Raw genomic sequence first — 13,967 nt, forward strand, 5'->3', positions numbered from 1 at the left:
TGGCGTTGCCTCACTATGTTGGCTTGGCTTCGGTCGCCAGGGTCTGCTGGAAAACCGGCACCAGGTGATCCATGGCGGCTGCGAGCCACGCGCCGAGTTCGTCGGGCAGAGTGTCGTGGATCCAGACCAGGCGGCTCCGGCCCTCGCCCTCGGCAAAGACCTGCATGGAAGTGTTATCGTGGGTGACCTCGTCGCCGAGCCATCCCCACACGATCCGCCGGCTCTGCTCGTCGCGAGCGATGAGCCGCTCTCGCACAATCTTGCCGTCGGCGAACATAAGGGCCCGCACGTCGCCCTCCTCCACCCGGCAGTCGACGAAAACGCCTGGGGCTATCCGTTGGGCGCCGCCGGCGAAGTCGCCGACTGTCGCCCATACGCTTTCCGGTGGAGCATCTACGATGATTTCCCTGACTATCGAAGCCATGTTTCGCCTTCCTTCGTTAACAGGTAGACCTGTCTGTCTACATGTGTAGATATACAGACCTGTCTGCTATACAGTCAAGGCATGTCCACAGCCCGAATCAACGATCGCCCCGAAAGCCTTGCGCGCCGCCGCATCCTCGATACGGCGACCGCGCTGTTTTGTCTGGAGGGGGTCCGTGCAGTCGGCATCGACCGCATTATCGCCGAAGCCGGCGTTGCCAAGGCGACGTTCTATCATCACTTCGCGGCCAAGGACGACCTCGTCCGCGCCTACATCGAGGAGGTCAGCAAGGGAGGACGGGCGGCCATCGCGAGACTTGGCCGGCGGCCACCTCGCCAGATGATCCTTGCCATATTCGATCTCATCGCCGATGCGGCGGATCAGCCGGGCTACCGCGGCTGCCCGTTCCAGAATGCCGCTGCCGAATACCCCGATCCCAGCAGCCCGGTTCGCCAGGCGATCGATAAGCATCGTCACTGGAAGTGGGGCATCCTAAGGGATCTGCTGATCGCGGACGCAAATTCCCATCCGGACCGCACCGCGGACGCGCTAACGGTGGCGGCGGACGGACTCCTTGTCGTCAGTCATCTCGACAGGCCGGCCAATCTGCGCAGTCTTATACGCGACACGGTCGACCGAGTACTTGGAGCGTCACGCCCGGTCTGAGATCGAGCGCGTACAGCCTGCGCAAAGGCGATTAGTGGATCGGCACCAGCCCGGCCAGTTCACGCATGTCGTCGAACAGGATGCCGCCGGCTTCGCTCAGTCCGTCGCGGTCGGAAAGCGGGTCGCCGTGGTAGGAATAGACGCGCATGCCGGCGGCGATGCCGGCTGCCGTCCCGGCGACGCTGTCCTCGATGACGATGCAATCGGCGGGCGCGAAGCCCATCGTCGCTGCCGCATGCAGGAAGAGGTCGGGGAACGGCTTGCCACGCGAGACCATGGTCGAGCTGAACAGCGCATGCTCGAACAGCGGCAGCAGCCCGGTCAGACCGAGTGTGATGTGCATTTTCGATACCCGTGCCGACGAGGCGACGCAGGTGGCGATGCCGGCGGCGTGCACGGTTTCGATGAACTCGCGAACGTAGGGGATGGCCTCGACGCCATGCGCGAACAGGTCCGGCAGGCCGGCGTTCCAGCGCTCGACAAAATCGGCGCCGAGGCTGACGCCGGTCGCCTCGACTTCCTTCTGCACCGAGACCATGCTGCGGCCGGAGAAATTCTTGCGGCAATATTCGAAGCTGGCCGGAAAGCCTGCCGCGCTCAACCATTCGGCGAGGCGCCGGTTGGCCAGGTTCTCGGTGTCGACCAGAACCCCGTCGCAATCGAAGATGACGAGCTTGGGGATCTTCATTTCGCCGCGCTCATCAGGCCGTGCCGGTCGATCCGAAGCCACCGGAGCCGCGCGTTGTGCCGCCGGCCAATGTGCGCTCCTCGACGGTCGCCTGCGTCACCGGGGCGAAGACGATCTGGGCAATCCGCATGCCGCGCGTTACCGCGAAATCCTCGTCGCCGAGATTGATCAGCAGCACCTTGACCTCGCCGCGATAGTCGCTGTCGATGGTGCCGGGCGTGTTGAGGCAGGTGAGCCCGTGCTTGAAGGCGAGGCCCGAACGCGGCCGGACCTGGCCTTCGACGCCCTCGGGAATTTCCAGGACCAGGCCGGTCGGCACCAGTGCGCGCTTTCCCGGCAGGATCAAGAGCGGCCTGTCGTCCGGGACGGCGGCGCGCAGGTCCATGCCGGCGGCGCCCGAGCTCTCATAGGCGGGAAGCGGCAATCCCTCGCCATGCGGCAGCCTGACGAAGCCGACAGCCGGACCGATGACGGAGGTGGGATAAAGTGCTGCGCGCATAAGGCTGATCCTATCGTCGCGAACGCCGGTCCAGTCAACTCGGCGACAATGCTATCAACGGCTTTCTTTCAGCGCAGTTCCGCCTCAGCGCAGTTCCATCGGAACGATCGTGGTCTCCTTGATCTCTTCCATGACGAACGAGGCCGAAACGTCCGACAACGCCACCTTGGCGATCAACCGCTGATAGAGCCGGTCATAGGCTTTGACGTCGGCGACACGGGCGCGCAAGACATAGTCGAGATCGCCGGACATGCGGTAGGCGCCGGTGATCTCGGCAAAGCCGGTCACCGCCGCCCGGAATTTTTGCAGCCAGTCGGGATCGTGATTCGAGGTGCGGATCAGGATGAACACGGAAAGGCCGAGCCCGAGCTTGTCGGCGTCGACCAGCGCCACGCGGCCGGTGATGACGCCGTCTTCCTCCAGCCGCTTGACCCGGCGCCAGCAGGCATTGCGCGACAGCGATATTCTTGCCGAGAGCTGGTCGACGGACAGCGTGCCGTCGCGCTGCAGCTCGGCCAGCAATCTCCGGTCTATTTCGTCGATTTCCGGCGTCATGTGGGATGTTTGTCCCAAAATTCAGCCTTTCACAAGGACAATTTGGGACCGATGAACCGAACACCCATGCCAGGATATTCATCGTCGGCTCTTCATGCTGGCAGGAGGGACCGACATGACCGCACGGCTCGCAAGACTTTTCACCTCTCACCCGGCTGCGGTCGGCGAGAGTTATTTCGGCCATATGGCTTTCGCCGCATGGTTCTCGTCGCGATTGTTCATGGCGGCTTTTGCCGCGCTCATTCATGCTTTCTTGCCGTTTCTGTTCGAGACCACGGCAAGCGGCATCATCCGTGAGCTCTACGAGCGGACGCATAACAGGGGACGTTAGGCGCTATGTGCCGGTGGGCCGCCTATCTCGGCGAAGCCGTCTTTCTCGAAGACATCGTCACGGCGCCCTGCCACTCGCTGATCGCCCAGAGCCACTGCGCCCAGGAAGCCAAATCGCCGACCAATGGCGATGGTTTTGGCTTGGCCTGGTATGGCGACCGACCGGAGCCCGGCCTCTATCGCGACATCCTGCCGGCCTGGTCGGACCCCAATCTGAAAAGCCTGTGCCGGCAGATCAAGTCAGGCCTGTTCCTCGCCCATGTCCGTGCTTCGACCGGTGGCGCCACCAGCCGCATGAACTGTCATCCGTTCATTTCGGGCCGCTGGTCGTTCATGCACAATGGCCAGATCGGCGGCTTCGAAAAGATCCGTCGCGCGCTGGAGAATTCGCTCTCCGACGCCGCCTTCGACCAGCGTGAGGGCGCCACGGATTCGGAACTGTTCTTTCTGATGATAACCGAAGAGGACCTGGCAGGTGATCCGCAGGGCGCCGTATCGCGTGCCACCAGCCGCGTCATCGACGCCTCGCGCCGCGGCGGCTTCGAGCCGGCGCTGAAATTGACGGCGGCTTTTTCCGACGGACAATCGCTTTACGCGGTGCGCTATACGAGCGACGGCCACGCGCCGACGCTCTACACGTCCGCCTTCCGCAATGGCGGAGGCCGTTGCGTCGTGTCGGAACCCTTCGACGGCGACGGCAGCGACTGGCAGGCGATTCCGCCCTCGAGCTTCGTCACCATCGGCAGAGACGGCATGAGCATTCGTCCGTTTGTGCCCGCCGCGGCAAAGCTGGCGCTGGCCGTGTAGATTCCTCGCTACGCGTCGCAGGACAGCGTCGATTGCAACAGGCAGCGCAATTCCGATCAAGCACCGCCTGTCCTCGAATGCTGAACTCGGCTTGAAGACGCGCCGTTGCCCGCCATTTGGTGAGGCTGGCGCCGCTGGCAAGCCGGAGTATTGGTCATGGACCTCGCCTTTTCCTCCGCCACAGAATTGGTTGCCGCCATTCGTGACCGCAAGATTTCCGCTGTGGAAGCGCTGGACGCGCATCTGGCGCAGATCGACAGGCACAATGAGGCGGTCAATGCCGTCGTAACCCTCGATCGGGAAGGTGCGCGGCAGCGCGCCGGCAAGGCCGACGAAGCGCAGGCGCGCGGCGAAGCCCTTGGGCCGCTGCACGGCGTGCCGTTCACACTGAAGGACACGCACGAAACCGCGGGCATGAGAACCACTGTCGGCTTCCCGGCCTTCGCCGACTATGCCGCGAGGGCAGACAGTCCAGTCGTTGCACGGCTGAAAGCGGCAGGCGGCATATTGGTGGGCAAGACGAACGTGGCGACAATGCTTAGTGACTGGCAGTCGAGCAATCCGCTGTTCGGCCGTACCGGCAATCCTTGGGACCTCCAGCGCACCGCCGGCGGCTCCAGTGGCGGTGCGGCGGCGGCGCTCAGCGCTGGAATGACGCCGTTCGAGGTCGGCACCGACATGCAGGATTCGATCCGGCTGCCCGCTGCCTTTTGCGGCGTCTACGGCCTCAAGCCGACCGAGCACCGCGTCTCGCTCGCCGGCGCCTTCCCCGATCCAGGCGGCGCGCCGCGCAGCGTCCGGCGGATCTCCTGCCTCGGACCGATGGCGCGCAGCGTCGAAGACCTGGTACTGATCTACCGCCTCATTGCCGGGCCGGATGGAAGCGACACCGACCTTGCGCCGGTACCGGTCGAAAGCATGCCGGAGTTGGATCTCAGGAATTTGCGCATCGCCATCGCGCCGTCCTTTCCGGGCTTTCCGGTGGTCGGCGAGATCAGCGCGGTGGTCGAAAGTCTGGCAAAAGAGCTTCAGGCCGCGGGCGCCATCGTCGAGGAAGCCAAATTGCCGGAGCTCGACCTGCACGACGACCTGGAGCAGGGCGGCGTCCTGATCGGCATGATGCTGGAGGCGGCGCAGCCCGAACCACCGGAGAAGCCGACGCCGGTCTCGCGCTGGTTCGAGGCGCTCGCCCGCCGCGACCGCTCCATCCTGGCGTGGGATCGGTTCTTCGACGGTTGCGACGCCTTGCTGTGCCCGGTCGCAATGGTCACCGCCTTCCCGCATTGCGAGCCGGGAACGCCGATCGAGGTCGACGATAGCGAGCAAAGCTACTGGATGCTGCCGGCCTATGGCGCGGTGTTCAACTACAGCGGCCATCCCGCACTGTCGCTGCCCCGCGGACAGGATAGCAATGGCCTGCCCATCGGACTACAGCTTGTTGGCAAACGCTGGTCGGAGTCGCGCCTGCTCGGGATCGCCAGGGCAATCGAGCCGCTGGCCGGCGGCTTTCGCCGCCCGCCCGGTTATTGAGTAAACCGCGCCAGCCCGTAGGGATCAAGCAGCGGATCGCGATCGCCGTCGAGGATCTCGCGGGCGGCGAACAGGCCGACGGCCGGTGCCAGCGTGATGCCGGAATGCATAACGGCGACGTAGACGCCGCCCCCGCCTTCGGCGCGGCCGATGATCGGAAAGCCGTCGACCGGCGTCGGCCGGTAGCCAATGGTGTGGAAATCGAGTTCCAGCCCATCTGCGCCGCGCAGCATGGCCTTCATCGCCGCAAACAGGTCGCGGGCGGTCGCCGCGGCATCCATGCCGGGATCGGCGCCGCCGAAATCCGAGCCGGCGATGGTGCGGCCTTCCGCGGTCTGGCGCATATGCAGTCGGTCGCCGATCACCAGGCCATTGAGCAGCTTTTGGTAGGGGCGCGAATGCACGATCAGGCCGGGCGGTGTCCCGATCGGCAGTTCTATCCCGGCTGTTGCCGCTAGTGCCGGAGAGCCGGCTCCGGCCGCGATCACCACCTCGTCGGCAACAATCCGCCCGGCGGATGTGTCGACACCGGAGACCTGGCCGTTGGCCCGCACAAGCGCGGTCGCGGTAACTCCTGTCAGCAGCCGCGCGCCGCGCCGTTCGACGTCGGCCAGCAGTGCTTGCGTGGCGGCGACCGGCTCGGCGACACCTTCCTCGGCGACATAAAGGGCGAAATCGGGAAGTTCGGTCAGATTGGGCTCGATGCGCGCAGCTCCGGCACGGTCGACACGCTCGATGCCGTAGCCCCAGGCGGAGTGCTCGGCCGCATAGGCCTCAAGTTCGGGACGTGGCAGGTCCCAGCACAGGCCGCCGCACCATTGCAACGGGATGCCGGGCACCTCGTTCGCCAGTCGCGTCCATTCGGCCATCGACCGAATGCGCAGCCGGAAATAGGGCTCCGGATTGCCCCAGCTGGCATTGATCCAGGCAAAGGAATTCGGCGTCGCGACGCCGCCGGCGCCGCTGCCGGCAATGACCGTCACCTTTGCTCCGGCCTTGGTCAGGTGCCAAGCGATGGAGGCGCCCATGATGCCGGCGCCGGTGACAATCACTTCTTTCGCCTCTGTCATGCTTCACTCCTCGTTCCAACGCCACCACCGCGATGCCATTGCCCGTGGGTTCTGCCAAGAGCGCGCGGTATCAAATATGCTTCTTGACTTTAATACGTACGTACGTATTGTATCGATATGGCCAGACATTCACTTCGCGAAAAACTTCTCGACGCCGGTTTCAAAACCATCTGGAATTCCGGCTATTCGTCCGCCGGCGTACGCGACATCGTCGCCGCGGCCGATGCCCGCCCGGGGTCCTTCACCAATCATTTTGCCTCCAAGGAGGCGTTCACCGGCGAGGTGCTGGACCGCTATTTCGCCTATGTGAGCGGCTTGGTGGAGCAGGCCCTCGCCCGAGACGGCACGCCCCCGGTCGGGCGCTTGCGCCGCTATCTCGAAATCATCACGTCGAAGCTGGAGGCGCATGATTGGGCACGGGGCTGCATGATCGGCAATCTCAGCCTCGAGACGGCGGCTCACAGTGAGGCGCTGAGGCTGCAACTCGTCGCCATTTTCGAACGTTGGCGTAAGCCCTTTGCCGAATGCATCGCCGAAGGCCAGGCGGCCGGCGATATCACCGACGCGTTCGATGCCGAGGATCTCGCCGATTTCCTTTTGAGTTCCTGGCAAGGCGCGATGCTGTGCATGAAGGTGGAGCGCAGTCCCGAACCGCTCGAGCGTTTCAAGAATATCGTCTTCAAAACAGTCTTCGCAAAAAGGAGCTGATCCGATGAACCCGAAACTCGAAAAGCAGCAATCCCGCACAATGTTGCCGCGCTCGCAAGTCGCGGTACTCGATTCAACCATGTCCTATGTGGAGGCAGGCACTGCCGGTCCGACGGTGCTCTTCCTGCACGGCAACCCGACGTCGTCCTACATCTGGCGAGACATCATCCCGCATGTGGCGCCGTTCGGCCGCTGCATAGCGCCCGACCTGATCGGCTATGGCCAGTCCGGCAAGCCGGACATCGACTATCGCTTCTTCGACCAGGTCCGTTATCTCGATGCTTTCATCGAGACGCTTGGCGTCGCCGATATGGTGGTCGTCGCGCAGGACTGGGGCACCGCACTCGCCTTCCATCTCGCAGCCCGGCGATCGCAGCGGATGCTCGGCCTCGCCTTCATGGAATTCATCCCCCCCTTCGAGAGCTGGGACGATTTCCACCAGCGTCCACAGGCGCGCGAACTGTTCAAGGCAATGCGCACTCCTGGCGTCGGTGAGAAGCTTGTTCTGGAAGACAACGTCTTCGTCGAAAAGGTGCTGCCGGCCGCTGTGCTGCGCACGATGAGCGATGAGGAAATGGCCGCCTACCGGGCGCCGTTCCCGACACCGCAATCGCGCAAGCCGATCCTGCGGCTGCCGCGCGAACTGCCTATCGAAGGCCAGCCTGCCGATGTCGCTGCCATCAATGAGCACGACCATCGGGCGCTCCGGGCTTCCTCCTACCCGAAGCTGCTTTTCTCAGGCGATCCCGGCGCCCTCGTCTCGCCGCAGGCGGCCCGGGAATTCGCGGCTGGCCTGAAGAACTGCCGGTTGATCGATCTCGGACCCGGCGCGCATTATCTGCAGGAGGACCATGCCGACAAGATCGGCGCCACAATTGCCGAGTGGATTCCCGAGGTGGCCTTCGAGAGCCATGCCGCCGAACCGGCCTGACGTCGGGACGTGAACCGGCGGCTGCGGCAGCCGGAGAGGTCGACAGCACTGCACTCCGCTGCTAGAAGCCCGGCCTCACACGGAAATCCTGAAAAATGTCCGAAATGATTACAGAAGCGGTATCGCGCCGCCGCACTTTCGCGATCATCGCGCACCCCGACGCCGGCAAGACCACGCTCACCGAAAAGTTGCTTTTGTTCGGCGGCGCGATCCAGCTTGCCGGCGAGGTCAAGGCCAAGAAGGATCGTATCCAGACCCGCTCCGACTGGATGAAGATCGAGCGCGAGCGCGGCATTTCGGTGGTCACCTCGGTGATGACCTTCGAATATGAGGACACTGTCTTCAACCTGCTCGACACGCCAGGCCACGAGGATTTCGCCGACGACACCTATCGCACGCTGTCGGCGGTCGACAGTGCGGTCATGGTCATCGACGCCGCCAAGGGCATCGAGCCGCGCACGCTGAAACTGTTCGAGGTCTGTCGGCTGCGCGACATCCCGATCATCACCTTCGTCAACAAGATGGACCGCGAAAGCCGCGACCCGTTCGATATCCTCGACGAGATCGAGCAGAAGTTGGCGCTGGACACAGCACCGATCACCTGGCCGATCGGCCGCGGCAAGACCTTTTCCGGCACCTACCATCTGGCGCTGAACGCGGTGCGCAAGGGCGACGCCGAAAAGGAGCGCACGCCGGTCCACGGCCCCGATTCCAACCGCGTTGCCGGCCTGCTGCCGGAGAACGAGCGCGAGGCTTTCATCGAAGAGCTGGAGCTGGCGCGCGAAGCCTGCCGCCCGCTCGACCTCGATGCCTTCCGCGAGGGCCATCTGACGCCGGTCTATTTCGGCTCGGCGCTGCGCAATTACGGCGTGCGCGACCTGATCGAGGCGCTCGGCGCCTATGGGCCGCCGCCGCGTGCGCAGGAGGCCGACAGCCGCAAGGTCGAGGCGACCGAGGACAAGATGACGTCCTTCGTCTTCAAGATCCAGGCCAATATGGACCCCAACCACCGCGACCGCATCGCCTTCGTCCGGGTCTGCTCCGGCAAGCTCGAGCGCGGCATGAAGGCCAAGCTGGTGCGCACGGGCAAGCCGATGAGCCTGTCGGCGCCGCAATTCTTCTTCGCCCGCACCCGCGTCACCGCCGACGAGGCGTTCGCCGGCGATGTGGTCGGCATCCCCAACCACGGCACGCTGCGCATCGGCGACACGCTGACCGAGGGCGAGGAGATCCTGTTTCGCGGCGTGCCGAATTTCGCGCCTGAGATCCTGCGCCGCGTTCGCCTCGGCGACGCTATGAAAGCCAAGAAACTCAAGGAGGCGCTGCATCAGATGGCCGAGGAAGGCGTCGTGCAATTGTTCTCGCCGGAGGACGGCTCGCCGGCCATCGTCGGTGTCGTCGGCGCCTTGCAGCTCGACGTGCTAAAGGAGCGGCTGAACTTCGAATACACGCTGCCGGTCGATTTCGAGATGTCGCGCTTTTCCGTCTGCCGCTGGATATCGGCCGACGACAGGGCCGAACTCCAGCGCTTCATCGAAGCGCATCGCGGCGACATCGCCCGCGACCTCGACAATGATCCAGTGTTCCTCGCCCAGCACGCCTTCTCGCTAAACTACGAAGCCGAACGCTGGAAGGCGATCCGCTTCGCGGCGGTGAAGGATTACCAGGTCCGCGACAGAGCGGCTTGATGCGGCGCTTTCCTTCTCCCCTTGCGGACCTGTTGCGCAGTCATGAGCAACAGGTCCCTTACAGGGGGAGAAGGGAAGATCGCGTTCGTTCACGCCTTGGCCGCCTCTTCGATCTTGGCGACGTCGATCTTGGTCATCTGCATCATCGCCTGCATCACGCGGCCGGCCTTTTCCCTGTCGGGGTCCAACAGCAGTTTGGGCAGCTGCTCGGGAACGACCTGCCAGGAGAGGCCGAATTTGTCCTTCAGCCAGCTGCACTGGCTGGGCTCGCCACCGCCCGCGATGAGCCTGTCCCAGAAATAGTCGACCTCTTCCTGCGTCTTGCAGTCGATGGAGAGCGAGACCGCCTCGGTGAACTTGAATTGCGGGCCGCCGTTGAGGGCCTGGAACGGAACGCCGTCGAGCTCGAATGAGACCATCAGCACCTTGCCCTCACGATCGCCGCTGCCCTTGGGCCAGCGCATCACGCTCAGCACCTTCGAATTCTTGAAGATGGAAACGTAGTGGTTCATGGCCTCCTCGGCCTGGTCGTCGAACCACAGGCAGGTGGTGATCTTTTGCATTCTCTTGCTCCTCGGGCTGGTTTGTTTGCTTTCGAAACGGCCGGCTGGTGATTGATGCCCCGCTCCTGCCGTCTGCCCAAGGACGCTCGAGTAAAACACGATCCGACAGCACCTCTGACTTTTTTGCGGTCTGGACCGGCTGCGTCTTTGGCTGGCCGTTCGTTCCGCTACCTGGCGCAGCGCAAAATTGTGGCCAGACCAGAGCGTGGCGTCTATAAGGCCTGCGGCTCAATTCCGGTTTTCCGCACCTTTGGGTGCGACGCAGACAGCAAGGACAGTTCAATGCCCGCCTACCGTTCCCGCACCACCACCCATGGCCGCAACATGGCCGGCGCCCGCGGCCTGTGGCGCGCCACCGGGATGAAGGATTCGGATTTCGGCAAGCCGATCATCGCCGTGGTCAATTCCTTCACCCAGTTCGTGCCGGGCCACGTCCATCTCAAGGACCTCGGCCAGCTGGTTGCCCGCGAGATCGAGAAGGCCGGCGGCGTCGCCAAAGAATTCAACACCATCGCCGTCGACGACGGCATCGCCATGGGCCATGACGGCATGCTGTATTCGCTGCCGTCGCGCGAATTGATCGCCGATTCCGTCGAATACATGGTCAACGCGCATTGCGCAGACGCCATGGTCTGCATCTCGAATTGCGACAAGATCACGCCGGGCATGCTGATGGCGTCGCTGCGCCTCAACATCCCGACTGTCTTCGTCTCCGGCGGACCGATGGAGGCCGGCAAGGTGGTGCTCGCCGGCAAGAGCCAGGCGCTCGACCTAGTCGACGCCATGGTCGCCGCCGCCGACGACAAGATCTCCGACGAGGACGTCAAGATCATCGAGCGCTCGGCCTGCCCGACCTGCGGCTCGTGCTCGGGCATGTTCACCGCCAATTCGATGAACTGCCTGACCGAGGCGCTCGGCCTCTCGCTACCCGGCAACGGCTCGACGTTGGCGACGCACGCCGACCGCAAGCGCCTGTTCGTCGAGGCCGGCCATCTGATCGTGGATCTCGCCCAGCGCTATTACGAGCAGGACGACGACACCGCGCTGCCGCGCAGCATCGCCTCGAAGGGCGCCTTCGAGAACGCCATGACGCTCGACATCGCCATGGGCGGTTCGACCAACACCGTGCTGCACATCCTTGCCGCAGCACATGAGGGCGAGGTCGACTTCACCATGGAGGACATCGACCGGCTGTCGCGGCGGGTACCGGTGCTTTGCAAGGTGGCTCCGGCCAAGGCCGACGTCCACATGGAGGATGTCCACCGCGCCGGCGGCATCATGGCGATCCTCGGCCAGCTGGATAGCGCCGGGCTGATCAACCGCGACCTGCCGACGGTGCACACCGCGAGCCTCGGCGAAGCGCTCGACCACTGGGATATCTCGCGCACCACCAGCCAGAATGTCCGCGATTTCTTCCTGGCGGCACCCGGCGGCGTGCCGACGCAAGTCGCGTTCAGCCAGGACCGCCGCTGGGATGATCTCGATCTCGACCGCGAGAAAGGTGTCATCCGCTCGGCCGAACATCCTTTCTCAAGGGATGGTGGCCTCGCCGTGCTGAAAGGCAATCTCGCATTCGACGGCTGCATCGTGAAGACTGCCGGCGTCGATGAATCGATCCTGAAATTCACCGGTCCGGCAAGAGTGTTCGAAAGCCAGGACGCCAGCGTCAAGGCGATCCTGTCGAACGAGGTCAAGGCCGGCGATGTCGTCGTCATCCGCTATGAAGGGCCGCGCGGCGGCCCCGGCATGCAGGAAATGCTCTATCCGACCAGCTATCTTAAATCGAAGGGTCTCGGCAAAGCCTGCGCACTGATCACCGACGGGCGTTTTTCCGGCGGCACCTCCGGCCTGTCGATCGGCCACGTCTCGCCGGAAGCGGCGGAAGGCGGGCTGATCGGGCTGGTCAGGGAAGGCGACACGATCGAGATCGACATCCCCAACCGCACCATCCGGCTGGCTGTCGACGACGCGGAACTCATCGCCCGTCGCGCGGCGATGGAGGCGAAGGGAACGGCTGCCTGGAAGCCCGAGGAAAAGCGCAAGCGCAAGGTGACGATGGCCTTGCGCGCCTATGCGGCGATGGCAACCAGTGCTGCCAAGGGTGCGGTGCGGTACGTGCCGGAATAGGCATCATTCTTCAACGAGGTGGCGATAAATGGATTTCGACCTTGTGGTGCGCGGCGGGACGCTGCCCGACGGCAGGATCGCCGATATCGGCATCGTCGGCGAGACGATCGCGGCGATCGAGCCTGAGCTCAACATCAGCGCCGGCACGGCGATCGATGCCCATGGCAATCTGGTCTCGCCGCCTTTCGTCGATCCGCATTTCCATATGGACGCCACGCTTTCGCTCGGCATTCCCCGCATCAATGTCTCGGGCACGTTGCTCGAAGGCATTTCTCTGTGGGGCGAGCTGAAGCCGCTTCTGACCCACGAGGCGGTGCGCGACCGTGCGCTTGCCTATTGCGACTGGGCGGTGTCGATGGGCCTGCTCGCCATCCGCACCCATGTCGATGTCTGCGACGATCGCCTGCTGGCGGTGGAAGCGCTGCTCGACGTGAAGAAGACGGTTGCGCCGTATATCGACCTGCAATTGGTCGCCTTCCCGCAGGACGGGTTTTACCGCTCGCCGACGGCGCGCGACAACACCACCCGCGCGCTCGACATGGGCGTCGATGTCGTCGGCGGCATCCCGCATTTCGAGCGCACCATGGCCGACGGTACGCGCTCCGTCACCGAGCTCTGCGAGATCGCGGCCGAGCGCGGCCTGATGGTCGACCTGCATTGCGACGAGACCGACGATCCGCTGTCGCGCCACGTCGAGCAGCTTGCCTATGAGACGCAGCGGCTTGGATTGCAGGGCAGAGTGGCCGGCTCGCACCTCACCTCGATGCATTCGATGGATAATTACTACGTCTCGAAGCTGTTGCCGCTGATCGCCGAGGCCGGCGTTTCGGCGATCCCCAATCCGCTGATCAACATCATGCTGCAGGGCCGCCACGACACCTTTCCCAAGCGCCGCGGCTTGACGCGGGTCAAGGAAATGCTGGCGCACGGGATCCGCGTCGGCTGGGGCCAGGATTGCGTGCTCGACCCCTGGTATTCGCTGGGCACCGCAGACATGCTCGACGTCGCCTTCATGGGCCTGCATGTCGCGCAGATGTCGAGCCCAGCCGAGATGGCGCGCTGTTTCGACATGGTCACCAACGTCAATGCCGCCATCATGGGTCTCGACCACCTTGGCCTGGCCGTCGGCAAGCGCGCCAGCCTGGTCGTTCTCGATGCCGGCAACCCGCTCGAGGCGCTGCGCCTGCGCCCCGAGCGGCTCTGCGTCATTGCCAAAGGCAAGGTGGTGGCCGAGCGGAGCCGGCAGGACACGCGGCTTTCGATCGCCGGAAGGCCGGGCACCGTGAACCGGCGCCACGCTTAGTCCAGCCGATTTCCGGCGCTGGTCTTACCGAATTCTCGATTTTCGCCTCGTCACGGCCGCTGCTAGCGACTACGACGC

At 64.2% G+C, this 13,967-nt stretch carries 15 protein-coding genes; 9 read left to right on the forward strand and 6 right to left on the reverse strand.

The window, feature by feature from the left end; all coding sequences use genetic code 11:
* Positions 1–13 precede the first annotated feature (13 nt).
* Entirely contained in the window at positions 14–424 is a 411-nt protein-coding gene (locus tag NKH71_RS15715; RefSeq protein WP_023717927.1) for an SRPBCC family protein, read from the reverse strand.
* An 81-nt stretch (positions 425–505) separates the two neighbouring features.
* Between NKH71_RS15715 and NKH71_RS15720 the strand changes: the two genes are divergently transcribed.
* Positions 506–1,090, forward strand: coding sequence for a TetR/AcrR family transcriptional regulator (locus tag NKH71_RS15720; protein ID WP_352716824.1), 585 nt, complete (start codon positions 506–508; stop codon positions 1,088–1,090).
* Between the two features lie 31 nt (positions 1,091–1,121).
* On the opposite strand, the gene NKH71_RS15725 is transcribed toward NKH71_RS15720, so the two are convergent.
* From NKH71_RS15725 to NKH71_RS15735, 3 genes are all read right to left on the reverse strand, one after another.
* On the reverse strand, positions 1,122–1,778 hold the full coding sequence (locus NKH71_RS15725) for an HAD family hydrolase (protein ID WP_023717929.1): 657 nt from the start codon (positions 1,776–1,778) through the stop codon (positions 1,122–1,124).
* Positions 1,779–1,791: 13 nt separating this feature from the next.
* On the reverse strand, positions 1,792–2,277 hold the full coding sequence (gene dut / locus NKH71_RS15730) for a dUTP diphosphatase (protein ID WP_023717930.1): 486 nt from the start codon (positions 2,275–2,277) through the stop codon (positions 1,792–1,794).
* Positions 2,278–2,361: 84 nt separating this feature from the next.
* Positions 2,362–2,832 carry an Lrp/AsnC family transcriptional regulator gene (locus NKH71_RS15735; RefSeq protein ID WP_023717931.1) on the reverse strand — a complete coding sequence of 157 codons (471 nt, stop codon included), beginning with the start codon at positions 2,830–2,832 and terminating at the stop codon, positions 2,362–2,364.
* Positions 2,833–2,947: 115 nt separating this feature from the next.
* On the opposite strand from NKH71_RS15735, the gene NKH71_RS15740 reads away from it, so the two are divergent.
* The 3 genes from NKH71_RS15740 to NKH71_RS15750 all read left to right on the forward strand — a co-directional run bounded on the left by NKH71_RS15740 (position 2,948) and on the right by NKH71_RS15750 (position 5,499).
* Positions 2,948–3,163, forward strand: coding sequence for a DUF6356 family protein (locus NKH71_RS15740; RefSeq protein WP_023717932.1), 216 nt, complete (start codon positions 2,948–2,950; stop codon positions 3,161–3,163).
* A gap of 5 nt (positions 3,164–3,168) precedes the next feature.
* Positions 3,169–3,969, forward strand: a complete 801-nt coding sequence (locus tag NKH71_RS15745; protein WP_352895151.1) for a class II glutamine amidotransferase — start codon at positions 3,169–3,171, stop codon at positions 3,967–3,969.
* A gap of 156 nt (positions 3,970–4,125) precedes the next feature.
* Positions 4,126–5,499: an amidase gene (locus tag NKH71_RS15750; RefSeq protein ID WP_023717934.1), complete on the forward strand. Its 1,374-nt coding sequence runs from the start codon at positions 4,126–4,128 to the stop codon at positions 5,497–5,499.
* Here NKH71_RS15750 and NKH71_RS15755 read toward each other — a convergent pair.
* Positions 5,493–6,569, reverse strand: coding sequence for an NAD(P)/FAD-dependent oxidoreductase (locus tag NKH71_RS15755; protein ID WP_023717935.1), 1,077 nt, complete (start codon positions 6,567–6,569; stop codon positions 5,493–5,495). The two genes, NKH71_RS15750 and NKH71_RS15755, sit on opposite strands and share 7 nt — an antisense overlap.
* A gap of 117 nt (positions 6,570–6,686) precedes the next feature.
* On the opposite strand from NKH71_RS15755, the gene NKH71_RS15760 reads away from it, so the two are divergent.
* From NKH71_RS15760 to NKH71_RS15770, 3 genes are all read left to right on the forward strand, one after another.
* Entirely contained in the window at positions 6,687–7,277 is a 591-nt protein-coding gene (locus NKH71_RS15760) for a TetR/AcrR family transcriptional regulator (RefSeq protein WP_023717936.1), read from the forward strand.
* Between the two features lie 4 nt (positions 7,278–7,281).
* Complete coding sequence (locus NKH71_RS15765) at positions 7,282–8,208, forward strand: haloalkane dehalogenase (protein WP_023717937.1); 927 nt, start codon at positions 7,282–7,284, stop codon at positions 8,206–8,208.
* A gap of 95 nt (positions 8,209–8,303) precedes the next feature.
* Positions 8,304–9,896: a peptide chain release factor 3 gene (locus NKH71_RS15770; protein WP_352484942.1), complete on the forward strand. Its 1,593-nt coding sequence runs from the start codon at positions 8,304–8,306 to the stop codon at positions 9,894–9,896.
* Between the two features lie 89 nt (positions 9,897–9,985).
* Here the strand turns inward: NKH71_RS15770 and NKH71_RS15775 are convergent, their stop codons facing one another.
* Positions 9,986–10,459 carry a VOC family protein gene (locus tag NKH71_RS15775; protein ID WP_023717939.1) on the reverse strand — a complete coding sequence of 158 codons (474 nt, stop codon included), beginning with the start codon at positions 10,457–10,459 and terminating at the stop codon, positions 9,986–9,988.
* Positions 10,460–10,741: 282 nt separating this feature from the next.
* On the opposite strand from NKH71_RS15775, the gene ilvD reads away from it, so the two are divergent.
* Both ilvD and NKH71_RS15785 read left to right on the forward strand, forming a co-directional pair.
* A complete protein-coding gene (gene ilvD, locus NKH71_RS15780; protein ID WP_352548904.1) occupies positions 10,742–12,586 on the forward strand; it encodes a dihydroxy-acid dehydratase in 1,845 nt (614 codons plus the stop codon).
* Positions 12,587–12,614: 28 nt separating this feature from the next.
* Complete coding sequence (locus tag NKH71_RS15785) at positions 12,615–13,889, forward strand: amidohydrolase family protein (protein WP_352495764.1); 1,275 nt, start codon at positions 12,615–12,617, stop codon at positions 13,887–13,889.
* Positions 13,890–13,967: the final 78 nt, after the last annotated feature.

It is taken from the genome of Mesorhizobium sp. M0983 (genome assembly GCF_040318975.1).
Taxonomy (GTDB): Bacteria; Pseudomonadota; Alphaproteobacteria; order Rhizobiales; family Rhizobiaceae; genus Mesorhizobium.